Origin of the sequence: Rhodococcus sp. P-2 (assembly GCF_016598535.1) — a bacterium.
Taxonomy (GTDB): domain Bacteria; phylum Actinomycetota; class Actinomycetes; order Mycobacteriales; family Mycobacteriaceae; genus Rhodococcus_F; species Rhodococcus_F baikonurensis.
In genome coordinates, this window is record NZ_CP066779.1 from 1942365 (window position 1) to 1966668 (window position 24304).

At 62.0% G+C, this 24304-nt stretch carries 17 protein-coding genes; 8 read left to right on the forward strand and 9 right to left on the reverse strand.

What is annotated here, in order from left to right; genetic code table 11:
* Positions 1-3: 3 nt before the first annotated feature.
* Positions 4-1896 (forward strand): FAD/NAD(P)-binding protein, encoded by a 1893-nt coding sequence (locus I7X09_RS09175; RefSeq protein ID WP_234036863.1) that lies wholly within the window; start codon positions 4-6, stop codon positions 1894-1896.
* A 52-nt stretch (positions 1897-1948) separates the two neighbouring features.
* On the opposite strand, the gene I7X09_RS09180 is transcribed toward I7X09_RS09175, so the two are convergent.
* From I7X09_RS09180 to I7X09_RS09195, 4 genes are all read right to left on the reverse strand, one after another.
* The gene (locus I7X09_RS09180; RefSeq protein ID WP_200316459.1) at positions 1949-4372 is read right to left on the reverse strand and encodes an ATP-dependent Clp protease ATP-binding subunit; all 2424 of its coding nucleotides are present in this window, start codon (positions 4370-4372) and stop codon (positions 1949-1951) included.
* 114 nt (positions 4373-4486) lie between these two features.
* Positions 4487-5002: a hypothetical protein gene (locus I7X09_RS09185; protein WP_200316460.1), complete on the reverse strand. Its 516-nt coding sequence runs from the start codon at positions 5000-5002 to the stop codon at positions 4487-4489.
* A gap of 12 nt (positions 5003-5014) precedes the next feature.
* Positions 5015-6214 carry an MFS transporter gene (locus I7X09_RS09190; protein ID WP_200316461.1) on the reverse strand — a complete coding sequence of 400 codons (1200 nt, stop codon included), beginning with the start codon at positions 6212-6214 and terminating at the stop codon, positions 5015-5017.
* Positions 6211-7113, reverse strand: a complete 903-nt coding sequence (locus I7X09_RS09195) for an NAD(P)-dependent oxidoreductase (RefSeq protein WP_200316462.1) — start codon at positions 7111-7113, stop codon at positions 6211-6213. The genes I7X09_RS09190 and I7X09_RS09195 overlap by 4 nt, the downstream gene beginning before the upstream one ends.
* 108 nt (positions 7114-7221) lie before the next feature.
* Here I7X09_RS09195 and I7X09_RS09200 point away from each other — a divergent pair, with 108 nt between their 5' ends.
* Entirely contained in the window at positions 7222-7800 is a 579-nt protein-coding gene (locus I7X09_RS09200; RefSeq protein WP_200316464.1) for a CGNR zinc finger domain-containing protein, read from the forward strand.
* Here the strand turns inward: I7X09_RS09200 and I7X09_RS09205 are convergent.
* Positions 7797-8426, reverse strand: coding sequence for a TMEM175 family protein (locus I7X09_RS09205; protein ID WP_124567634.1), 630 nt, complete (start codon positions 8424-8426; stop codon positions 7797-7799). The genes I7X09_RS09200 and I7X09_RS09205 overlap by 4 nt on opposite strands.
* Positions 8427-8642: 216 nt before the next feature.
* Between I7X09_RS09205 and I7X09_RS09210 the strand changes: the two genes are divergently transcribed.
* The 3 genes from I7X09_RS09210 to I7X09_RS09220 all read left to right on the forward strand — a co-directional run bounded on the left by I7X09_RS09210 (position 8643) and on the right by I7X09_RS09220 (position 12322).
* The gene (locus I7X09_RS09210; RefSeq protein WP_200316466.1) at positions 8643-9893 is read left to right on the forward strand and encodes an MFS transporter; all 1251 of its coding nucleotides are present in this window, start codon (positions 8643-8645) and stop codon (positions 9891-9893) included.
* Positions 9894-9909: 16 nt separating this feature from the next.
* Positions 9910-11574 carry an amidohydrolase gene (locus I7X09_RS09215; protein WP_200316468.1) on the forward strand — a complete coding sequence of 555 codons (1665 nt, stop codon included), beginning with the start codon at positions 9910-9912 and terminating at the stop codon, positions 11572-11574.
* Between the two features lie 97 nt (positions 11575-11671).
* Positions 11672-12322 (forward strand): LppP/LprE family lipoprotein, encoded by a 651-nt coding sequence (locus I7X09_RS09220; protein ID WP_200316470.1) that lies wholly within the window; start codon positions 11672-11674, stop codon positions 12320-12322.
* Positions 12323-12416: 94 nt separating this feature from the next.
* Here the strand turns inward: I7X09_RS09220 and I7X09_RS09225 are convergent, their stop codons facing one another.
* Entirely contained in the window at positions 12417-15872 is a 3456-nt protein-coding gene (locus I7X09_RS09225) for an indolepyruvate ferredoxin oxidoreductase family protein (RefSeq protein WP_200316472.1), read from the reverse strand.
* Between the two features lie 321 nt (positions 15873-16193).
* Between I7X09_RS09225 and I7X09_RS09230 the strand changes: the two genes are divergently transcribed.
* Entirely contained in the window at positions 16194-16949 is a 756-nt protein-coding gene (locus I7X09_RS09230) for a MerR family transcriptional regulator (RefSeq protein ID WP_200316474.1), read from the forward strand.
* Positions 16950-16955: 6 nt separating this feature from the next.
* Here the strand turns inward: I7X09_RS09230 and I7X09_RS09235 are convergent, their stop codons facing one another.
* Positions 16956-19475, reverse strand: a complete 2520-nt coding sequence (locus I7X09_RS09235) for a helix-turn-helix transcriptional regulator (RefSeq protein ID WP_200316476.1) — start codon at positions 19473-19475, stop codon at positions 16956-16958.
* A gap of 364 nt (positions 19476-19839) precedes the next feature.
* On the opposite strand from I7X09_RS09235, the gene I7X09_RS09240 reads away from it, so the two are divergent.
* Both I7X09_RS09240 and I7X09_RS09245 read left to right on the forward strand, forming a co-directional pair.
* On the forward strand, positions 19840-20868 hold the full coding sequence (locus I7X09_RS09240; RefSeq protein WP_234036945.1) for a helix-turn-helix domain-containing protein: 1029 nt from the start codon (positions 19840-19842) through the stop codon (positions 20866-20868).
* A gap of 50 nt (positions 20869-20918) precedes the next feature.
* Positions 20919-21344, forward strand: a complete 426-nt coding sequence (locus tag I7X09_RS09245) for a hypothetical protein (RefSeq protein ID WP_166809278.1) — start codon at positions 20919-20921, stop codon at positions 21342-21344.
* Between the two features lie 450 nt (positions 21345-21794).
* On the opposite strand, the gene I7X09_RS09250 is transcribed toward I7X09_RS09245, so the two are convergent.
* Both I7X09_RS09250 and sthA read right to left on the reverse strand, forming a co-directional pair.
* Positions 21795-22697: a hypothetical protein gene (locus tag I7X09_RS09250; protein ID WP_200316478.1), complete on the reverse strand. Its 903-nt coding sequence runs from the start codon at positions 22695-22697 to the stop codon at positions 21795-21797.
* Positions 22698-22848: 151 nt separating this feature from the next.
* Positions 22849-24261, reverse strand: coding sequence for a Si-specific NAD(P)(+) transhydrogenase (sthA, locus tag I7X09_RS09255; RefSeq protein ID WP_007733953.1), 1413 nt, complete (start codon positions 24259-24261; stop codon positions 22849-22851).
* Positions 24262-24304 lie beyond the last annotated feature (43 nt).

Consider the following 24304-nt stretch of genomic DNA (forward strand, 5'->3'; position numbering starts at 1 on the left):
CTCGTGCCAGGCGATCGACCCCGTACCTCGGTGGGGACACCTGCTGTCATCGTGATCGTGGGCGGTGGTCCCCGTGGTACCGGTGTACTCGAACGGATCCTCGCTCACGAATCGGTGAACACTGACCCCGCACCGATCGACATTCACGTCGTCGACCCGTATCCGGCAGGCGCCGGCCGCATTTGGCGAGGCAGCCAGGCGCCGCTCCTGTGGATGAATTCGACAACCGCTGACGTCACGATGTTCACCGACGACACCACCGCGGTCACCGGTCCGGTAGTACCCGGCCCGACGCTCGCGGAATGGGTCGCCGAGAACGCGGCTGAGCTTGCCGAATTGCCCGAGATCGCGGCAGAAGTTCCGACTGTCACGCCGTCGTCGTTCGCATCGAGGTCATTGCAGAGCCGATACCTGAACTGGGTGTTCGAGACTGCAGTCGACTCTGCGCCAGCGCACGTCGACGTTCAGGTTCATCGACGATCCGTGGTCGACATCGTGAACGTCGGCAAGATGCAGAAGGTTCATCTGGACGACGGAGTTGTCATCGACGCGACGGCCGTCCTCCTCGCACAGGGGCACCCCGATGCGTTGGCTGCTCCGCGTGAAACCGCGCTGAGCAGCTTCGCGTCCGACCACGGGTTGACCTACGTAGGTCCGGGATACACCGCCGACCTCGACGCCGATGTCATTCCCGAACGCGAACCGGTTCTGATCGCCGGACTCGGGCTGGCTTTCATCGACTGGATGGTTCTCCTCGCCGAGAGCCGTGGCGGCATCTTCGAACGCGGTGAAGACGGCGTCCTGACTTACGCTCCCTCGGGTCGAGAACCCCTGTTGTATGCCGGATCTCGTCGCGGCGTGCCGTATCACTCCAAGATTTCGTACTCGATCGCCGACGCGCGGCCACCGCTACCGCGGTTCTTCACCGCTGATCTTGTGCCCGGCGACGGACCGTTGGATTTCCGAAACGACATCTGGCCCTTGGCGTCGAAAGAACTGGCAGGCGCCCACTATCACGAACTGTTCGCGTCGCACCCGGATCGAACGGTGGGTACCTGGGAGGAGTTCGACGCCGAATTCGCCTCGCTGGCTTGGGGATCGCCTCGATTGCAGGAACTGGTCGAGAACGCAGTTCCGAAACCGGAAGACCGTATCGATCTCGAGCGACTGAACCGCCCGCTCGGCGGTGAGCGCTACGACGGACTCGCCGACGTCCAACTCAGGATCACCGAATACATCTCGGCAGACGTCGCACGCCGGTCGGACCCGTATTTCAGTGCCGACGCAGCTGTCTTCTCAGCGTTGCTGTCGACGTACATGACCGTCGGAGAATTGTTGCGGCGCGGCAGAATCCCGGCCGAATCCGTCGCCAAGGACGTCGAAGGTTGGCTGCATTCGTTCTTCAGCTTCATTGCCAGTGGTCCGCCACCCGAGCGTCTGGAACAGTTGACCGCCCTCAACGAGGCCGGCATCGTGCAATTCCTGGGGCCGGATTCAGTGTTCTCCACCGAGATCGATCCGGCAACGGGAGTCGGGATCTTTGTAGCCCGCAGTGCGTCTCACACCGATATCGTGGCCGCGAACACCCTCGTCGAGGCACGATTGCCGGTCGCTTCCATCAGTGCGAGCGGCGACGCGCTCCTGCGGACACTTCACGGCCGGGGCGAGGCAGTCGAACTTCGTGCCACCGCCGACAGTTCTGCGAAGCTCGCGGTCGACGGCACATCGCGAATTCTGCATCAGGACAACACCAGTCATCCTCGCCGTTTTGCTGCCGGGCCGTGGGTTGCGGGCCACAACTGGTCGGCGGCGTTCCCTCGCCCGCGCACCAATGCGGGGTTTTTCCGGCACAACGACGCCTTGGCGGCGGAGATTTTGGGCGCTGCGCGCCTGTGAGCGGTTAAGGAGTCCAGGGACTCCCTAACCGCTCACAGGGGCTGTGCCCCTCTTAGCTGAACACCAACTCACCCTCGTCAACCGCGACGGTGATGCTGCCGCCCTCTTCGAGGAGATCGTCGAGCAGCATGTCGGCGATCTTGTCGTCGACCACACGCTGGATCGAACGACGCAACGGGCGAGCCCCGAACTCGGGTTGATGCCCGTGCTCGGCGATCCAGTCCACTGCGTCGGCGGTGAACTCGATGTCGATGCCCTTGGACTGCAACCGCTTCCGACTGTCGTCGAGCAGCAGATCAGTGATCCGGTGCAGTTGCTCGGTGTCGAGCTTGCGGAAGATCACGATCTCGTCGATACGGTTGAGGAACTCCGGCCGCATCGATTCGCGCAACCTGGCCATCACGCGGTCGCGCAGCGGCTTCTCCGCCGACTCTGCATCACCTGTGGTGAAGCCGAGTCCACCGGACTTGCTCGAGATGATGTCCGAGCCGAGGTTGCTGGTCATGATCACGACAGTGTTCTTGAAGTCCACCGTGCGCCCCTGGCCGTCGGTCAGACGCCCATCGTCGAGCACCTGGAGCAAGGTGTTGAACACGTCCGGGTGTGCCTTTTCGATCTCGTCGAGAAGGATCACCGAGTACGGGTTACGACGCACCTGCTCCGTGAGCTGTCCCGCCTCGCCGTAGCCGACGTATCCGGGAGGGGCACCGACCAGTCGGCTGACCGTGTGGCGTTCCCCGAACTCACTCATGTCGAAACGCAGCATCTTGTTCTCGTCACCGAAGAGTGTGGCAGCCAGAGCTTTTGCGAGCTCCGTCTTGCCGACACCGGTAGGCCCGAGGAACAGGAAGCTGCCGACGGGACGATCCGGATCACTCATTCCGGTCCGACTACGACGCACGGCACGCGCGATGGCGCGAACGGCGTCGTCCTGTCCGATGACACGACCGTGCAGTTCCTCTTCCAGACGGCGCAGACGATCTTTCTCTGCCTGAGTCATCTGGCTGGCCGGAATACCCGTTGCACGAGCGACAACGTCGGCGATCTGTTCAGCGGTCACGTCCGGAGTTTCCTCGGAAGGAACAGAGGATCCTGCCTTCTCGAGACGCTTTGCGACGCCGTTGATCTCGTCACGCAAGGTCGACGCCTTCTCGTACAACTCGTCGGCGACGGCTTTTTCCTTGTCGCTCTCGAGCTGCTCGAGACGCTGCTGCAGGGCAGCGGTGTCTACCGTGGCCGTCTTCAGACGGAGCCTGGCACCGGCCTGGTCGATCAGGTCGATTGCCTTGTCCGGCAGGAACCTGTCGCCGATGTAACGTGCCGACAGCTCCACCGCAGCGGTGATCGCCTCGTCGGTGTAGTGGACCTTGTGGTGATCCTCGTAGCGACTGCGCAATCCACTCAAGATGGCGATCGCATCCTCGATCGACGGCTCACCGACCTGTACCGGCTGGAAGCGCCGTTCGAGCGCGGGATCCTTCTCGATGTTCTTGCGGTATTCGTCGAGCGTGGTGGCACCGACGATGTGCAGTTCACCGCGAGCGAGCTTGGGCTTGAGGATGTTTCCGGCATCCATCGCGCCTTCGGCTCCGCCGCCGGCACCTGCGATGGTGTGCATCTCGTCGATGAAGACGATCAGCCCGTCCTTGTGTGCGGTGATCTCGTCGATCACCTTGGTGAGCCGTTCCTCGAAGTCGCCGCGGTAGCGGGTACCCGAGACCATGCTCGAGAGTTCGAGCTGGACGATCTTCTTACCCACCAACGATTCCGGCACGTCCCCGTCGACGATGCGCTGCGCCAGTCCTTCGACGATGGCAGTTTTGCCGACGCCGGCCTCGCCCACCAGAACCGGGTTGTTCTTGGTGCGGCGGGAGAGGATCTCGATGGTCTGTTCGATCTCGTCGGCACGGCCGATCACCGGATCGACGCCGCCGTTGCGGGCACGATCGGTCAGATCGACGCCGTACTTGTCGAGCGTCGGGGTGCTGGACTCGTCTTCGACTGGACCGGACGCGGGATTCTGAACCGCGGCCTGCAGCTTCTCCGGCGTGATACCGGCCGAAGCGAGCAGACGACCCGGAACATGATCGGGGTCACCGGCTAGTGCGATGAAGAGATGTTCGGGGTCGATGTACGTCGATCCCAGGGCTCGGGCCAGTTGATGCGCCTCGAGGAGAGCCGTTTTGACGGCGCTGCTGAGCGCGGGAGCGGAGTATGCGCCCTGCTCACGGCCCTGTGGTAGCCGCAGGTCGACGGCGTCGACCACGGATTTCGGGTCGGCTCCGGCGCGCTGCATGAGCGTGCGGACCGGATCCTGCTCCGCCATGACGCGGAGAACGTGCAGTGCATCGAGATCCGAATCACCGCGAGCAGCCGCTACGCGTGCAGCGTCAGCCATGAGTTGCTGGGTGGCCCTGCTCATGAGCCGGGAAATATCGATGCGACCGGGACCCTCGGGCCCGAAGAATGCTGGCATTCCGAAGCCTCCTTGCAGAAAGTTGAGCGTTACTGACTCAATTAACGTGCATGGAGCCCGATCAATTCCCGAGGGCTCAGATTTGTTTCAACGCCTTCAGACGGACGATCGTTCTCAACTACCGAAAGATCCGGTAGAACGACCTACCGGGTACGCCTCGATGCGCATGATCACCGATCCCTCGCAGGGACCACTCTTGATGTCGGTCCGCCACGAACCTTTCAGACTGCCATCGGGCTGCGGTGTGTAGTACGCGTCCGAGTGCGCCGGCGCCCACACCTTCGGCATTCCCTCACCCTGGTAGCAATCCCACTCCCAGTCATACGGATGCACCCAACTGGTTCCGTCCCAGGTGTATCGAGCCGGCTGCGGCAAAGTCGGATTGGCGGGAGCCGGCCCGCCGACCACGGTGGCAACACAAACTCCGCCCGAGCAGTCCGTCTCGAACGTGTATGTATCGGAGAAATCCGGCTCCCACTGGCTGGCGGCCAGACTTGTACCCGTCTTGGTCGCGGCGAAGCGCTTGAGCGAGTAATCACCGGACCAATTCGCATCCGCAGCCCCCGCGGGCATCGCCCCGGCGACAAACCACGTAGCAACGAGAGCAACCACCAGCAATGACTTTCGCATGCGTGAAGTGAATCACAAGCTATGTCCGAATTGTCGGATACTGACTACAAGAACACCGACGACGATCAGCACCAGCGCCACCAACGGCAACGCTCCCGCATCTCTGTCCGCCAAGATCAGCCCACCCACGACGCCGCCCGCCGCGATCGCCGAATTGAAGATCGTCACGAATACCGATTGCGCAGTGTCCACAGCGTCGCCCGTCGTATCCGCGAGCGCAGTCTGAAGGAGAGTGGGAGCACCTCCGAATGCCACGCCCCACACCGCGACGCTGAGTGCGATCGCTGCGAAGCTGTCACCGCCGACGCCCAAGCCGGTCAAAGCTGCTGCAAAGACCACCAAGCTCAGGACGGTGAGCCTTCGAAGCGCCCGGTCGACAAACACCCCGACCACACCGATGCCCGCGAAGGCGAAAAGTCCGAACACGAACAACACGGTCCCCAACCGATCGCCGAAACCGATGCGATCCAGAAACGCCGCCAGATACGTGTACACGATGTTGTGCGCGAGGATCCACAAGAACGCGACAAGCAGAATCGGTCGTACGCCTGGCAGGACCAGGACTTTCCGCACCGACAGCTGTCGATCCGCGTGTTGCCCGGGAAAGTCCGGCATCACCGTGAGTATCCACACGACCAGAAGTAGCGCAGCAACCGACATCACGGCGAAGACGACGCGCCAATCGGCCAAAGTCCCGAGCCATGCCCCCATCGGAACGCCGATAGCCAGCGCGATCGGCTGTCCGACGGAGGCAACCGCAACGGCCCGCCCCTGCAGACGAGGGGGCGCCATCCTGCGTGCGTACCCGGCAAGCAACCCCCACACCACACCTGCTGCCATGCCCGCCAGAAACCGAACACCCAAGGTGAGAACAAGATTCGACGACAGCGCTGTCACCAGATTGAAGACACCGAATCCAACAGTCGCCGACACCAGGACAGCACGTCGTCGCAATCCTCGGGTCAATGCGATCAGTGGTACCGCCCCGACGACGGAGCCCAACGCGTATGCAGTGACCAATTGCCCGGCGCCGGAGACAGATACGGACAGTCCTGACCCGATCTGCACCAGTAGTCCGGCCGGCATGGTTTCGGTTGTGATCGCGATGAAACCTGCCATCGCGAGTGCCGACAACCCGGCCAACGGTAGCGCTCGGACGGAATCGGTCTCCGCCAGTGCCGAAGTCGCAGTCCCGTCCGAGTTTGCGCTCACCTCGTCGGTGTTTCGGGACTGCCTTCACCCGACTGGCCGGAACGGACCAGTTCTGCAATCGACGCCCAGTCCATCTCGCCCTGACCGTTCGCCAGAGCCTGAGCAAGCACGCCCCGAAGTACGCCACCGAACGGCAAGTCCAGATCGACGCTGTCGGCGGCGTCGAGCGCAAGCCTCAAATCCTTGAGGCCCAGAGCGGTGGTGAATCCTGCCGGCTCGTACTGACGCGTCGCGACGAGGTTTCCGTAGCTGGAGTAGACCGGCCCGGGGAAGATCGTCGAGGTCAGCAGTTCTACGAGTTGGCTTCCGTCCACACCTGACCTCTCCCCCAATGTGATTGCCTCACCCAAGGATTGAATCGCGGAGAGGATGAGGTAGTTACCGATGATCTTGACGATGTTGGCCTGCTCCGGACGCTCACCTTGTGGCCACGTGCGAGCCCCGATGACGTCGAGGAAGGGCTGCACTCGCTCGAGGAGGGAACTGTCGCCGCCGGCGATGATGTTCAACTGGCCAGCCTGAGCAACAGAAACGCGTCCGAATACCGGCGCCGCGATGTACCCGATGCCGTACTCGGCGTGCAGTGCGGCGGCGCGCTTGGCAAGGCCGACGCTGACGGTGGCCATGTTGACGTGCACGGTTCCACTCGGAACGGATGTGAGTACGGCGGGATCCAGAATGGCCGCAGACACGGCCGAATCATCCGCCAACATCGACAGTACAACGCCGGACTGGAATGCCTCGGCAACGGTTTTCGCGCCGGTCGCCCCTTCCGAGACGAGTTCGGATACCGCTTCAGGGCTGCGATTCCACACCGCCACGTCGAAGCCTGCACCCATCAGATTTCGAGCGATGGGACGACCCATCGCACCCAGACCGACCACGGAAACAGAAGTCATGGATTTCCCTCTCGAAAATGTTGAACCACCTAAGACGGTTCAACACTCTCACACAGGTACAGTTGCTGTCGAACCGGTTGAGATGGTTCGCCATAAAGGAGGACGAAAGTGAACGAAGCAGGAGCTGATCAATCCGCTCGGGACGTGTTTCGACTCGACAACGACACGCTCGCCTTCCGCTTCACCGCCACCCTCACCAATCGGAACGGCTCGAGGTTCGAACGACTCACGAGCACGCAGCGACTCGAATTATGGTTACGCGCCAACGATCTGATGGACACCCCAGCAACCGCGACAGAAGACGACCTCCGCGGCGCACGGGATTTACGCGAGGCCATTCATCGCATCGGAACCGCCGTGTGCGAGGACCGCCGCGCCTCACGCGCAGATGTCGGGATCGTCAACACCGCATCCGAACTCGGTGATGCCCACCTCGTCCTCGAGAGTGGCCGAGCCCTCTGGAAATCAGCCGGAGACAATCCGATCCGCGACGGTTTGTCGATAGTGGCTGCCGACGCAATCGCGGTACTCGGTGGACCCGACCGCGACCGCGTCAAAGCCTGCCAGGGCGACGGGTGCACCGGCCTCTACGTCGACACCAGTCGTGGCAACAACCGACGCTGGTGCTCGATGAACATCTGCGGAAACAAAGCCAAGAAATCCGCGATGACCGCCCGCGCCGACTAGCTCATCTCACCTTCACGGCCACTCCATTTCGCCGCCGCCCGATCCCACAGCTTCTCGATGGGCGTCGACAGCAGGAGAAGAAGCAGCGGGAAGTACGACGTCACCGGAACGAGCACACTGACGAGCAGTGCCACCACCATGATCAGGAAAGTGACGATTTCAGCGGTGAAATGCGGCTTCGCATTCTCTTCGCTCAACGACGGGTTGCGAACCAGACCCCACGCGACCACCGCGAGGCACGCAGCACTGGCTGCCATTGTCCCGATGTAGAGAGCCCTGGTTCCGAGATCTTGTGACGGCGCTGCAACCAGCGCCGTAGGGAAGGGCAAGAACACGATGGTCATCACCCACAACCCCAGTCCGCGCACGACCACCTTGTCTCCGTCGATCACAAAACGAAGCAGTCGATGCTGCGACCACCAAAGACGGAAGATCACCAGAAAGCTCAGAGCGAACGAGTAGAACTGCGCAGCGTGATCGCCCAGCAGTTCCGACGTGGTGCCGTGGTGGTCGCTGGTCAACTCGACCAGCGGAAGCACGAGCAGCGTGATCGCGATGGCGACAATCGCGTCGACGAAAGTGACGTAGCGCTCGAAGTAGCGGGTTCGTTCCGCAATCTCAGCCATTGCGGAAGCATAAGCCTCACAACAGGAAACAGACCGGCGACGCCACTTTGCGGGAGCGGGTATCCGGAAACATACAATTAACGAATCAAATTCGTTAGATCCCTTGACCCTGACGGAACCCATCCCCATACTTAACGAATCACATTCATTAAGTGACTCGCATCACGCCACCAGGGGTCGGTACTGCCACCCCCTTCAGGACATGGGGTTGCCCTAGTGCCGATCAACGCTTCGACGAATACGCAGTCCGACCGGGTTCCGCTCACCGCCAACCGCGGTGTTGCTGTCTTCAGCATCGGCGTCATGGGGTTCATCACCGCGAACCTCATCCCCCTGATGATCGTGGCAATGGTCGAGGACCTCGGTGTCACCGAATCCGCCGCCGGCGCCGTCCTGACCGCATCGCTGCTGGTCTGCGCATTCACCTGCCTCGCCACCACTCGTATCGCATCGGGTCGGCATCGTCATCTCCTCGGCCGCGTCAGCCTGATCGCGATGGCGGCCGCATTCGGCATTGCGGCCATCGCGCCGTCCACGGTCATCGCGTGCGCCGCGATCATCATCGGCGGCATCGGCGCTGGTGGATCCGCGTCCGTTGGCGGAGCGGCACTGGCCGCGCTCACGAACCCAGACCGGGCATCGAGCATCAGCGGGCTCGTGAACCGTCTCGTCGTCACAGCCGTCCTCGCCCTCATCCCCATCCTCGGCACACACATGACCAACGCATTCGGCATCGTCGCAGTCCTGGCACTGGCAACCGCCGCAACGGTCACCTGGTTGCCGTCGTCCCCGGTGAGAGAGTCGCCGGAGACGGCGAAGTCCGCCAAGACGACCACAACTCTCCCCTCCGGGGTCAGCGCAAAACGACTCACTTTTGCCGGAACCGCATTTCTCGCAATGCTTGCAGTCTGGGCGATCAGTGAGGACTCGCTGTGGGCTGTACTCGGCATCATGGGTTCCGAGCACGCCGGGCTCTCGGATCAACAAATGAGTCTCGCACTGAGCGCATCGACGGCGGGTGGTGTGCTCGCGGCTGTTACCTTGACCGCGTTGGGTTCTCGGGTCAGTCGGACAATATCGATCTCCGTGCTGCTGATACTCGGGGCAATTCTGAAGCTGTCTGCCAGCCTCACCACCGATCCCCAGATCTACCTCGCACTGGTCATCGCATGGAACACTATCTACGCGGCCACGTTCATCGTCTTGGTTGCCATCTCGGCCGCTCTCGACGCGGCCGGCCGATGGTCGGCCCCACTACTGGGCACCTACCTCATCGGCTCCGCGTTCGCGCCGCTGTTCGGAACTTCGGTGACGGCGAGCCTCGGGTATCCGACCTTCGGAGTCATCATCTCGGGGATCAGCTTCGTTCTCTTGGTCCCGTTCGCCTTGGTTTCCCGACTCTCCGCACGCACCGAGGGTGCGTATCGTCACCACAGCGCCGCCATCACTACTACCGTCATCGCGTAAGGATCACGTAGAAGTCATGAATGACAGCATCACTCACTACCGCAACGGAAAGATCTTCACGGCTGCCGACGACGGATGGGCCGAATCGATAGTCGTCGAGGACCACAAACTCAGATTCGTGGGCGAAACCGTCTATGCCGAAATCCTGGCTCCCGACGCCGAGGTGATCGACCTCGAAGGTGCCGTCGTGCTACCCGGTTTCGTCGACGCACATACACATTTGGTCATGATGGGATTCGCCCTGCAGAAGTTGGATCTGCGTGATGCCACAGATCTCGCCGACATTCAGTCCAGCATCAAGCAATTCGCGGAATCGAACCCGGACGCACCACGCCTGTTGGGTCGCAGTTGGTTGTTCTCCGCACTGGATGGAGGACACCCGACGCGAGAGATGATCGACGCCGTAGTGCCCGATCGTCCGGTGTACCTCGACGCCAACGACGTACATTCGGTCTGGGTGAACACTGCAGCACTGCGTGAACTCGGCATCGACGCGGACACTCCCGACCCGATCGGAGGTCGCATCGGCCGGGATCCGGTCACCGGAGAAGCCACCGGAATGCTGTACGAGACCGCCATGATGCTCTATGTCTGGCCGAAACTGGCGGAGCTCGCGTCCGACGAGGACCGGGACGCCGCCCTCGCGCTCGCGTTCCGCCACTATCTCGAGGACGGCGTGACCGGTGCGGTCGACATGGCGCTCGGCGCGGACGAATTAGCCTCGTTGGAAAGAGCATTGGACGCCGGAGACGGCACATTGCCACTGCGCGTCGCGGCTCACTGGCTGATGACCCGCGAGGACAACGAGGCCGACAACGTCCGACAAGTTCACGACGTGATCGAGCTTCACGGGCGCGTCCAAGGTCCGTGGCTTCGGATCGCCGGAATCAAGATCATCATCGACGGTGTGATCGACAGCTGCACGGCCGCAATGAAAGAGCCATACTCGGACGGCACCAACGCCGAGCCCATCTGGGATCTCGAGTCGTTGATCCCCGTCGTGACGGCCGCAGACGCCGCAGGCCTGCAGATCGCGATGCACGCGATCGGCGACGAGGCGTCGGAGATCGGATTGACGGCACTCGAGTACGCGATCGCTGCCAACGGAGACATTCCCCGCAGGCACCGAATGGAACACTTGGAGTCGATCACCCGGGACAACGTCGAAAGGCTTGCCCGCCTTGGCATCATCGCGTCGATGCAACCGGTTCACGCTGACCCTGCGATCCAAGAGAACTGGCAGGCAATGCTCGGCGACTACCGGGTGAATCGCGCGTACCCGTGGCCTGAATTCACCGAAGCCGGAGCGGTTCTGGCGTTGGGTTCGGACGCTCCGACGGCGCCCCATCCGCCGCTGCCGAACATGTTCATCGCCACCACCCGTCGATCCGCAATCGATCCGTCGCTGGCGCCCAACCTGCCGGGGTACGCTCTCCCCCTCGCGGACGCGCTGGCTCACGCAACCCGCGACGCTGCATACTCGTGCAGGTGGGAAGATGTGACCGGCCAACTGGTTCGGGGAAAAGCAGCCGATTTCGTCGTATTGAAACAAGATCCGTTCACCGAAGGGGTCGATTCTCTTCTGACCACGGAAATCGCGATGACCGTGGTTGCCGGATCCGTGCGATACAACGCCACCCGGGCAAAGAAGACCGAAGCACAGCACACCGAAACCCGATAGCTGATCGTTACCAGTTGTTCGATAACGCGCGCATGCAGCCCGGCGACAGAACGAAGGAGGGACGTGAACTCGTGAACCCATACACTCTGGAGGACGCATGCGCAGGAAAGCTCCGATTTCGGCCGCCGTCACTGTCTCTGCCCTGGCAACCACCGCTGCCCTGATCGTCGCCGGTTGCGGGTCGACCGAAGGAACACCTGAAGCGGCGGCGAGTTCCACGGCAGCCAGTTCAACGGAGTCGGCGACCTCGACGGCAAACGAACCCGAGACGACGGTAACGAGCTCTCCCCCGCCACAATCGAACACCCGCACAAGCTCGTCAGCGACGACCGCAATCCCGGCCTCGGGTCCCTGTCTCGACGTCGACTCCTCGCTCGTCACCGACGCGATCGGCACGCTGGGCACCGACATCAACGGAGGCAAGTGGATACCGCGATCCGCGAGCGAAGAACAGATCGGGAATTGTCCTGATCTGCTCTGGGTTTCGGTGGACGGCGACGGGGTCGGCGATGCGACGTATCAGTCACACGTCCTGTTCTTCCACGACGGAGCATACCTGGGCACCGCTACCAGCGAGCCGTACTCGTACACACACGTCATCGACAGCAACAAGGATTCGGTATCCGTCCAATACCGTTGGCTGCTGGACGACGATGCATTCTGCTGCCCCCAAGGCGGACCGAACATAGTGAACTTCACGTGGAACGGCAGCGCCGTGGTTGCCGACGGCCAGTTCCCGCCCTCCTGAACCTGCCCGGATCCGAGTGGGCTCCGAATACAACTGTGCCCCAGCGACAACGGTCACTGGGGCACAGTTTTCTTCGATCTACTCGCCGGCGCTCCTACTCACCGACACCGAGTTCGCGCAGGCGAGTCTTGTACAGCTCGATGTTGCCGAGCTTGATGTCCTCGTAGCCGCGAACCACGTCCGGCAGTGCCGCGATCTCGACGGCGCGATCGTATCCGTCGGTTGCGAGCGTACGAGAGAGATCAGCGATCATGGCCTCGTACTCGGCGAGCAGTTCACGCTCGACCTTGCGAACGTGCATGTAACCGAAGGGATCGAGCTTGGTACCGCGAAGCTTCTTTCCCTTGGCCAAAACCTTCAGTGCAACATGCGACTTGGGCCCGAGACCGATCTTCTTCTTGCGGCCCATCACTCGGAGGATCGGGGGGTGGAGCTTGTAGGTCAGGTTCTCCCCGGCCGGCACCTGCGACTTGACGTCTTCGATGAAGGCAGGATCGACCAGCATGCGAGCAACCTCGTACTCGTCCTTGTACGCGGTGAACTTGAACAGGCCGCGGGCAACAGCCTCGCTGAAATCGGTCCGCTCGGTTGCGGCACGTTCGGCGGTCCAGACTGTCTGAACCTGATCGATGTAACGCTGGGCGATCTTGACGGACTGGAACTCGATGAGCTGCGCCGCACGCAGTTCCACCAGTCGCAGGGTTTCACCGGTGAAGGTGGTTCCGGCGAACATGTGAGCCGGTGCGACTACGGGTTCGCGGACGGACTTGGCCGGCGTGGTGACGGCCGAGAACGCTGCGGTGTCGGCAATTGCTGCACGACCCCAACGGAATGCCGCGATGTTCGCGTCCACGGCAACGCCGTTGATGCCGATCGCTTCTTCGATGGCCTCGGCCGGCAGACGGAGTCCGCCGCTCTGGTAGGCCGCACCGATCAGCAGGAAGTTGGCGGCTGCGGTGTTACCGAACAACTCCTGTGCCGCGGCGAGTGCGTCGAACGAACGCAGGGTGCGCGACACCTTGTCGAGACGGGCGAGGAGTGACGTCTCCTCGGGGTAGCGAACAGCCTTGTCGTAGACCATGTCGCCGGTCGGCGTCTGCGACGTCGAGGCGATGGAGACCGTCTTCTCGGCATTGCCGTAGTCGAGGTTCTTGTTGTCCGTCGCGGTCAGCAGGTCGAAGGCGACGATGCAATCGGCACTGCCCGGGGTGAGGCGGTTGGACGGCTCGAGCGCGCTGGAGCTGAAACGCAGGTGCGAGACAACAGGTCCGGCCTTCTGGCTCAGTCCGATCTGGTCAAGGCTCTCCACCTCGAGGCCGGCGCGCAGTGCCGCCGTTGCGAGCACCTGGTTGACGGTCACGATGCCGGTGCCACCGATGCCCGCGAGGAAAACGTTCTGCGTGCTGGTGAGCGGTCCGAAATCAGGATCTGCGACGACGGGCGGGACGGGACGTGCGGCCTTGGGAGCCTTCTTGCCCGGCACCAGTTCGACGGTCACGAACGACGGGCAATCGCCGTCCATGCAGGTGTAGTCGGTGTTGCAGGACGTCTGGTCGATCTTCGTCTTGCGGCCGTACTCGGTGTCCACGGGCTGGACCGAGAGGCAGTTCGACTTCACACCGCAGTCACCGCAGCCTTCGCACACTGCCTCGTTGATGACGACGCGAGTGTTGCGAGTGGGCAGCGTGCCACGCTTGCGCTGGCGACGTGCGTCGGCCGCACAGTGCTGGTCGTAGATCAACACTGTGACGCCCTTGATCTCGCGAAGCTCCTTCTGGGCCTCGTCGAGGCGATCGCGGTGCCAGAGCTTGGTGCCCTTGGCCAGAACGCGCTTGTTGTGACGCGAAGGCTCGTCGGCGCAGATGATGATCTGCTTGACGCCCTCGGTGGTCAGCTTGTGGCTGAGTTGAGCAACGGAGAGGGCACCTTCCGCGTCCTGTGCACCGGTCATCGCCACTACCTCGTTGTAGAGCAACTTGTAGGTGATGTTCACGCCTGCGGCGATGCATGCCTGGACAGCCAACTGACCGGAGTGGAAGAAGGTGCCGTCGCCGATGTTCTGGAACAGGTGAGGCACGTCGGTGAACGGTGCCTGCCCGATCCACTGGCTGCCCTCGCCACCCATCTGCGTCAGGCCCGTGACAGCGCTGTCCTCACGGCCGGACATGGTGACGAGTGTGTGGCAACCGATTCCGCCGCCACCGATGGAACCCTCGGGGATAGCGGTGGAACGGTTGTGGGGGCACCCGCTGCAGAAGTACGCGGTTCGCTTGGCGGAGAGCACGTTCAGCGACAGCGGGGCCGGGAGGGTGCGCTTGAGTTCGACGTGCGGCTTCAGTACGCGCCGCAACGGGGCGAGCAGCCGGCCTGCGGTCAGTTCACCACTGGCAGGCATGAGCAGACGGCCCTGGCCGTCACGCTTGCCGATGATGCGAGGGGCATCGTCGGTGCCGTACAGGACTTCCCGGATCTGCGCTTCGATGAACGCGGTCTTGTCCTCGACCACGACGATCTGCTCGAGGCCTTCGGCGAACTCCTTGATCTTCTCGCCCACGACGGGGTAGCACATTCCGATGCGAAGGAGACGGATCCCGGCGCGGTGCAGCGCGGCGTCGTCGACACCGAGGTCTGCCAGAGCTTGTCGGACGGAGTCGAAAGTTGTACCGGTGGCGGCGATACCGATCTTCGCACCGGAGGGGTTTACCTCGATCACATCGAGGTTGTTGGCAGTTCCGTACGCGTGCACGAGATCCCATCGCGGGCCGTACAGATCGGCCTCGGCGATGACACTGTCCGGCGGCGCGGCCATCTGACGCTGCTTGTAGACGAAGGGCTTGCCCTCGAACTGCACTTCCGGAACCACGATGTCGAAGTCCGCGATGCTGCCGTCGATCGTCCAGGCGCCGTCGGCGACGTCGGCGACGATCTTGAGCGCTACGACACAACCGGAGACACGCGAGAGCGCAACAGCGTGCATACCCATCGTGATGATCTCTTCGGCATTGCGCGGGAACAGAACCGGCACACCCATCGCGGCAAGCGAGCGCTCACTGACGGCCGGAACCGTGGAGGACTTCGACGCCGGGTCGTCGCCCACCAGCAGGACTACGCCGCCCTTGGGGTTCACGCCGTACATGTTGGCGTGGCGAATGGTGTCGGTAGCGCGGTCGACGCCGGGGCCCTTGCCGTACCAGACGCCGGTCACGCCGTCGTGGGTCGCGGTTCCTGCGGGGAGGTCCGTCTGGCTTCCCCACACCGCGGTGGCAGCAAGTTCCTCGTTGAAGCCGGGAATGAAGGTGATGTCGTGTTCTGCGAGCACCTTGGGCATGCCGTGAAGCATCTTGTCGACGCCGCCCAGTGGGCTGCCCTGGTAACCGGAGACGAAAGTGGCAATGCGCTTACCTGCCCGGATGTCGCGAACATGCTGCTCGACGAAGCCGCGTGCAATTGCCTGAACACCGGTCAGCAACACCGGTCCCGATCCCGACCGGTACCGATCATCGAGGTCATAGGGCTTGGCCTGGGCTACGCCCGACACCAGTTCAGTCATCGTGGACCACCGTTCCGTCTGCAGTGCATTTCAACTACCGTGCATTTTCAACAACCGCGTAACTCGATCTGTTCAGATGATCGTGGTCGAGGTATGTGAAAGCGTCAACAGAGGCTTGTTCAACTATTCAAATTGACAGTTTGTGAGCCAAATCACGTGACCTAGGTCATCGAATCAATCAGTTGGAGACCCGTTCGTGGCGATACGTCGAAACGGACATAAAACGTTCCTGACAATACAAACCGAGAACAGCCTTGACATTGACGCAACGTCAACTTGCATGCTGAATGAGCGAAACCGATCCGAGAGTAGGAACTTCACGTGAGCGAATGGTCCATCCAAGAACTCGCCAAATCCGCCGGTACCACCAGCAGAACGCTGCGTCATTACGGCGATCTCGGACTCCTGGAACCGAGCCGCATCGGCGCCAACGGCTACCGCTTCTACGACGAAGACGCCCTGGTGCGACTGCAGCGCATCCTGCTGCTTCGCGAACTCGGACTCGGATTGCCGGCCATTGCCGAAGTCCTCACCGGTGAACGCGACACGGCCGCCGCGCTGCGTACCCACCTCGAACTCCTCGAGCAAGAGCGCACGCGGATCTCGAGACAGATCGAATCGGTCAACAGGACCTTGAACAAGACGAAGAAAGGTGAATCACTTATGCCGGAAGATGTTTTCGACGGGTTCGACCACACCCGCTACAAGGAAGAGGTCATCGAGCGTTGGGGTAAGGACGCCTACAGCAGCGGCGACACTTGGTGGCGGTCGATGTCGGAGGAGGACCGGACAGCGCACCTGCAAGCTCAAGCCGACATCGCAGCGGCATTCGGAAATGCCCTGACAGCGGGCCTGTCCGCGGAAAGCGACGACGTCCAGACGATTACCCGCAGACAGTTCGAGTGGATAAAGATCGGTTGGCAGGGAAGAACTCCCAGCGCCGACGCCTTCACCGGACTCGGCCAGATGTACGTCGACGATCCCCGCTTCACCGCAAACTACGACAAGTACGGAGAGGGCACCGCTTCGCTGGTCCGTGACGCGATGAAGGTCTACGCCGAGCGCAACCTGCACTGACGTCGCTCAGTCCTGCCCACTGCTGAGGAGGTTGTGTCGGTGCGCTGCCGCGACGGCCTCTTCCCGGGAGTGCGCACCGAGTTTGCGATACAAGGCTCGGAGGTGACTCTTCAACGTGTTGTTGGATACGAACAACTTTCGTGCGATCTCACCGATCGGAATACCGAGGTCCAGTTCCACGAGAACGTCCATCTCCCGTTTTGTCAGTTGGACCCGAACGATGGCCGCCGGATAAAACTGCGGCGCTTCGGATTCGAGAAAAGCTGTGACGGCACCGCTCGGGCCGTCGGCCCGCTCCTCGAGTTGCCTGATCAGATCACGCGGAACAGTCGCCAACGCCGACAGGACACCCGAGGTTTCAAGTATTCCGCAAGCCTCCTCCCACTGGCTCGCAGCCGCGGCGATGCTGCCCAGTTCACGGAGCGCCGCGCATTCGATCAGCAGGGATTCGAGGCGATACCGTGCGAGATACTGCCCACTCCAGTCGATTCCGCGACACATTTCCAAGGCCTGCGACGAGGATCCCGTCAAGAGATGCGCGCGAGCGGACGAGACCGTGACGACAGCGAACGTGTGCGCGGCGGCAACTGATTCTTCCAGCGCCTTCGTCCCCTCTCCCGAAGCCAACAGGAGATCGATCCGCGCTGCGGTGAGAAGGGCGTCACCGAACGATCTGTCGCATGGATTCACGTGGCCGTCAGTTGCCACCGCGCGCTGCAGAGAGATCAAGCCCGAGAACGGATCGGATTGCAGCAGAGAAAATCTGGTGTATGCGTAGGCCGCGAATGCCCACAGGTCACCTGGCGGGGTGATCTCGGCGAGCGCGTCCATCGCCGCAGCGCCCGCATCTCTGTCCAGGCGGTCGTACGCCACCAACGCACGTGCGATCGCTCCGCCCATGTGCGAAGGCGGTCCCAACCATCCCGAAACATCTGGATGTGTACGTTCGAGGCGAAGCCACTCGGTCGTGTGCGCGACGTCCCCGATCAACGCGGAGTTGAGTGCTGCGTTGCCTGCTGCGTGCCGCAGGACGAACGCCGGGCCATGCTCCACGGCACCTTGATACGCGAGACGTAATTCCACTGCGGCGTCACCGAGGTCGCCGGTCAATTGATGTGAGACTCCCCAGATGAGCCGCAGTGCTGGAAGCTGAGACCCCAACGTGCCCAACGACTCGTCGCCGAGTCCGTACACGACGTGTGCCAACCTGCGTGTGATCTCGGTAGAGCGTTGGTACTTACCGGATGTTCTCAGCACGACGGATTGGACGGTCCCGACGTTCAACAAGCTGTGCGCATGCGGACTGCCACCTATCGCACGCAATTCCGCCGGTTCCGTCGGCAACGAATCGCCGTTGATCAACTGCGGCCTCAGACGTGATTCGAGCAGGTCACGCCCCACCAGAATCGAAGAGTTCGAACTCAGTACGTCGCCGGGTATCGATTGCAACGCAGTCCGGACCAACCCGGTGTGATCGACCAGAAGATCGGCCCAGTGACGCTCGAGTATGTCGAGCACCCTGGTCCACTTGCGTCCGTCCAAGGCGTAGTGAACAGCACCGGCTATATCCGAAGTCCCGAGAGCGTGATCGACGAGAACCTGGAAGGGATCTTCGAATCCATCCCCTTGTTCGGTCCGTATCTGCATGAATGCCAGGCGAACTGACGGCGCAAAGTACCAGGACGGTTCCCCCTCGAGACCATTCCGGAAGATCAGACCGAAAGACTCGAGCAAGTCCAATTTGCCTGCCACTTCCAGATCGTCGGACAGGACACGAGCGATCTCCGGCGTCACCGTGCGGGCAGCGGCGATCGTAGTCGCGAAGTCGAACAACTCGAGCGACTTGCCCGATCGAGGAGCGGTCCGACTGACGTACGCGTGGATCGCCTGGTCCACTCGCTGCTGAACGCGTTCACGTCCACGGCTCGGTTCACTCAGCCCCGCAACCGCACTCAGAGCAACCTTCATCAGCACGGGAACGCCGGCAACGCGTTCACAGATCGAATGGACGATGCCCGAAGGAAGGTGGATCCCTGCCTCCGCGAACAGAACTGTGGACTCGTCGAGCGTATACCTGAGGTCGTTCGCGCACAGGTACTCGTCCACGCGGACGTCCTCGAGCAAGTCCGTCGCAGATCGATCCTGCAGTGTGACAATCACTTTCAACCCGGTAAGCCGTACGATCAGATCCACGATTCGGCGTCCCACCTCGTCACCCTCGACCAGGTCGATGCGGTTGAACACCAACACGAATGGAGCGGGCGACGAATCGAGTAGTGATTCGATTGCCCCCACCGGATCCTCGTGCATTCGTGGCGGGGCCTCGAGTGATTCCAGCGAATCCCGAATCACTGCGAGCGCGGTGTTCCAGTACTCGAGGGGAGTCATCCGAGTCGACGGCGCCGGCACCCAGACAACCGGTCTGTTCGGTACCTGCCCGAGAGTCGTGAGCCACAGCGCGGCGAGTTCCGTCTTGCCGAACCCACGAGGCGAATCGATGACCGTCAATCCCGCCGAGCGTTCCATCAATCCGAGCAGGCGAGGACGAATCGCCGTGGCTCCGCGCCCAGCGAGCCGCCTTTGCAGCGTGCCCCTTCCCCGAGGATTTCGCTTTGCTCGAGATAGCTGCGATCGATTCGAAGTGGACGTCATGACGGCCGACAAACGAGCAGTCGATCCCCGCCGAACTCGAGATTTCGTTCGAGCATCGAACTCCCAACCTGTCCACCCATAACGAACAACATAGACAGAATCGCCGCAACGCGCGAGCACTGGCCGTCTCACAAATACGCCCGATTTGTCTCATTATGTGGGCTCGGTCACTATTGACGATTATTTGCGGGAGAGTGACTGCGACCTGCGGGATCTGACATATCATGCCCGCGTGTCGATGAATTCCGCCCGCATCCGCGTGTCGATGAATTCCGCCCGCATCCGCGTGTCGACTCGATCGGTTGATCCGGAGGACGCCGACGACTTCTGGCGCAGCGCGACACGTCCTTTCTTCGTCACCGACCGGATTGACCCCGACACGCCTCTCGAAGGCTCGATCTCAGCACTTCCCATCGGGTCCTCGTTGATCGGTCGAACAACCTTCAACGCGCAGAAGTACACCCGAAACAACCGGCTGATCGCCGAGAGCGGACTCGACGATCAATACATGGTCCAGGTCGTCCTCGACGGGCAGCTGAGCGGCAACGCCGACGGAGTCGATTTCGTCGCACGTCCAGGAGATGTCACATTCTTCGACCTCGGGCGTACATGGACCGCCGACGCGGAGGCCGAATCGACAGGGCGCACCATCACGCTTCTCGCACCGCGCTCCCTCGTCGAGGCGGAGTCGAAGGGTCGCTCTCTCCACGGGACGGTACTGCGCGGAGTTCCTGCCGTGGTACTCGCTCAGTGCATGCAATCGGTCGTACTCGCGCTACCGCATCTCGATCCCGGCGCAGCAACCGGTTACGAGGACGTCGTGGCGTCCCTGCTTCGTGTCAGTCTGGGTATCGCCGAGCCTGACCTGTCGCCGCGGCCCGATCGCTCCCTCCGAGATCGCGCCTACACCTACATCGCCGAACATCTCTCGGAGAGCTGGCTCGGCCCGACATCGATGTGTGGGGCCCTGTCGGTCTCGCGAGCACAGCTCTACCGCGCATTCGCATCCGACGGCGGGATCGCTCTTGTCATACGACGGAAGCGCCTCGAACTCGTCTACCGCGAGTTGACCAAAGCCGAAACACCGAACGAAACGATCGAAGCGTTGGCCCGGCGATGCGGCTTCACGTCGACATCCCAATTGGCGCGCGCGTTCAAAGACTTCTACGGGATGACCCCGAGCCAAGCCCGTACCCATGGCCGGCGCACGATCGGGGACCCGTCGATAGCTCGCCTGCAACGCCGACTCCAGTTCTTCAACCCCTGAATTCTCTTTGCTCGAGGGTCTTGAGAGTGGGCCTGTGTTCTAGTTGATTCATGAGCTGGATCGACAAGGAACTGTGCGTGGCCGCGCTGACCGGCGCGGTCACAGGCGTCGCCGTGATGATCCCGCTGGTCAGCGATGAAGCATGGTCCTGGGTGGGCCTTTTCATACCCGCATTCATTGGAGCACTGGTCGGACTCGTAGTCGGCTCCAGCGCGGTTGCAGGCGGGCACTGTGCCCTGAACTCCGGCCACAGATGGCCGGCACGCACAGTCCCTCGCTGGAAACACCGGTTTGCTGCGTGTTCGACCCTGGCAGTGACGTTACTGGTAGCCGGAGTATTCACGGCGCCCGTCATCGCTTCAGGTGACCCGGTGCGAGATGACGCAGGGTTCCCGACGTCTCTGGCCGTACTGGCGGTAATCGCCGCAGTTACGTACGTGTTCGCCTACGTGCTCGGCCCGGACCGGCCCTCCTAGCCCCGGTAAGGACCTCGCCTTCATCACGATTCCGCCCCGAACCGCGGTAGAGATCAAAAACTCCACACCAGGCACGAGCTCAGATCACTTCAGCTGGAAAGGAATTGAAGAACAAACTTCTCGATACCTTCCGAAATGACCTTGGTGAGGGCTGTGAAGTCGTTCGACCAACGTTGAATGTCCAAGCTGCTCATTACTTTCCTCCGGTCTACGACCAGGTGACTGTGACCGCACAACGTATGCGAGGCATCGGTCGCGCATGAGAACTATCTGCGAAAATGCGGTTTCCGTTACCGCTGGACCGACCGAACAGCGACGCAGGTTCAGTCGAACCTGCTGTTGCAGATTCGTCGAACGGTTGAAACAACGCCGAGCAGAGTTCGAACGAAAAACAGTATCCGCCAAAAGTATTAGATCGAAAGAACTACGAACCACTCGAGTTCCGCCACATCAGACGGTCACTTCTTCGGCGGGTTTCTCCTCGTGGCTCGCCGCGCCGAAGACAGCCACGGCGACGGCGCCAGCGATCGCTCCGATGAAGCCGACAACGGCAAGCCATTCCAGGCCCGGTCGCGACGCGTCGCCGAGCACCACGACGCCGACGATTCCCGGAACCACCGTCTCGCCGACAACCAGAGCCGCTGTCGCGCCGTTGACGGATCCCAGTTGCAACGCGACCGTGTGCAGATAGAAACCGCCCAGACCCGAGACGAGGATTGCCCAGCCGGCCGGATCGCGGAGCATCGTGCCGATTTCGAACGGATCGATTCCGTAGACCACGCGTACGGCAATGGCCAGACAGCCGAACAGCACACCCGAGATCAACCCGGCGACAACTGCTGCCCGTGAGCCCAACCATCGGATCAAGCCGATGCCGATCGACAAGATCAACGCCGAGCCCACGAGGACACCCCAGTGGACGGCGTCGTTGGAACTCCCGCCGCCCGCGTGACCCGACGACAATCCGAGCAGCAGGAGCGATCCGATCACCGCGGTGATCGCGAACCAGTCACGACGACGCAACTGGATGCCCAGGACCACGGTCCCCAGCACTGCCGTGATGACGAGATTGGCGCTGACCACGGTCTGCGACAAGAACAGTGGAATGAGCCGCGCGGAGATGGCACTACCGGCGAATCCGACTGCATCGAGCACGGTGCCCAGGATGAACGACGCAGTCAGCGCGGCGGCGAAGGTCGAACGCAGGGTCGGGCCACCCGACGCCGTCACGTGTCCGGCCTCGCCTCGCTGCTCGGCGGCAGCTGCCGACTTGCGCGCACCATACGCCTGCAGCACCGATGCAACGCCGTATCCGACGCATGCCACGATCGCGGCAATCAGTCCGATCAGCATCGAAATTCCACACGAAGTTCCAGGGCAATGGTCATAGGGATAGACCCTGCCCTATTTCCCCAGGCCTGACATCACCCTCAGGTATTCGAACAAGTGCTACCCGAGAAGTACACCGACCGACCCTGACCGGTACCTGGGGACACACCGACCCCTAGTGGAATTGCTTGAGAGCCCTGATCTTGTTCATCACGTCGAGCGCCGCCACCTTGTACGCCTCGGACAGTGTCGGATAGTTGAAGACGGCGTCGACAAGGTATTCGACAGTCCCGCCGCACCCCATCACCGCTTGGCCGATGTGCACGAGATCCGTTGCACCCGAGCCGAAGATATGAACACCGAGCAGTTTCAGGTCATCCGTCGACACCAGGATCTTGAGCATCCCGTAGGTGTCGCCTGCGATCTGCCCGCGCGCGAGTTCACGGTATCGGGAAACCCCGACCTCGTACGGCACCGATTCCTTGGTCAGATCGACCTCGGTCGCGCCTACGTACGACACCTCGGGAATCGAGTAGATGCCGATCGGCTGAAGATCCATCAGCTTCGCGCCTGGTTCGTCGAAGGCATGGTAGGCCGCGAGTCGACCTTGATCCATCGACGTCGCCGCCAACGCCGGGAAGCCGATGACGTCACCGACGGCGTAGATGTGTTCGACCTTTGTGCGAAAATTGTCGTCGACGTAGATACGGCCGCGTTCGTCGGCTTCGAGCCCCGCGTTCTCCAGCGCGAGCGGCGCCGTGAGGCCTTGCCGTCCAGCCGAGTACATCACGGTCTCGGCGGGAATCTGCTTGCCGCTGCGCAGCGTCGTAAGCGTTCCGTTCGCTCCGACGTCTACGGCCGTCACTTCCTCACCGAATCGGAAAGTGACCGCCAGATCGCGCAGATGGAACCGAAGCGATTCGATGACCTCGGGGTCGCAGAAGTCCAGCATCGACGTTCTCTTCTCTACGACGGTGACCTTGGTGCCGAGTGCCGCGAACATCGACGCGTACTCGATACCGATCACTCCCGCGCCCACCACGACCATGGTGGTCGGGATGGAGGTCAGATCGAGAATTCCGTCGGAGTCGAGCACACGGTGGCTGTCGAAGGACACCCCCGCCGGGCGGGCAGGCAACGTTCCCGTCGCGATCACCACGAATTTCGCCGTGATCGTCATCTTGTCTCCGCGCGAGGCGTCCTCGACGAGGATGGTGTGCTCGTCGACGAACGAGCCGACCCCTACCAACAATTCGACACGGTTGCGCAGGAGTTGAGATCGCACGACTTCGATTTCCTTGGTGATGACATGCTGGGTTCGCGCCAGCAGGTCGGCCGGAGTGATGTTCTCCTTGACGCGGTAACTCGCGCCGTACAGTTCGCGTTGGTTCATCCCGGTGAGGTAGAGAACCGCCTCGCGCAACGTCTTCGACGGAATGGTGCCGGTGTTGACGCACACTCCCCCGAGCATGTTGCCTTTCTCGACCATCGCCACCCGTTTACCCAGCTTGGCGGCCGCGATGGCAGCCTTCTGCCCGCCCGGGCCGGAGCCGATCACAACCAGGTCGTATTCCATCGGATCAGTCATCGCTTACAACTACCGTCCGCATACGACCGGCAGATGCCGAGCA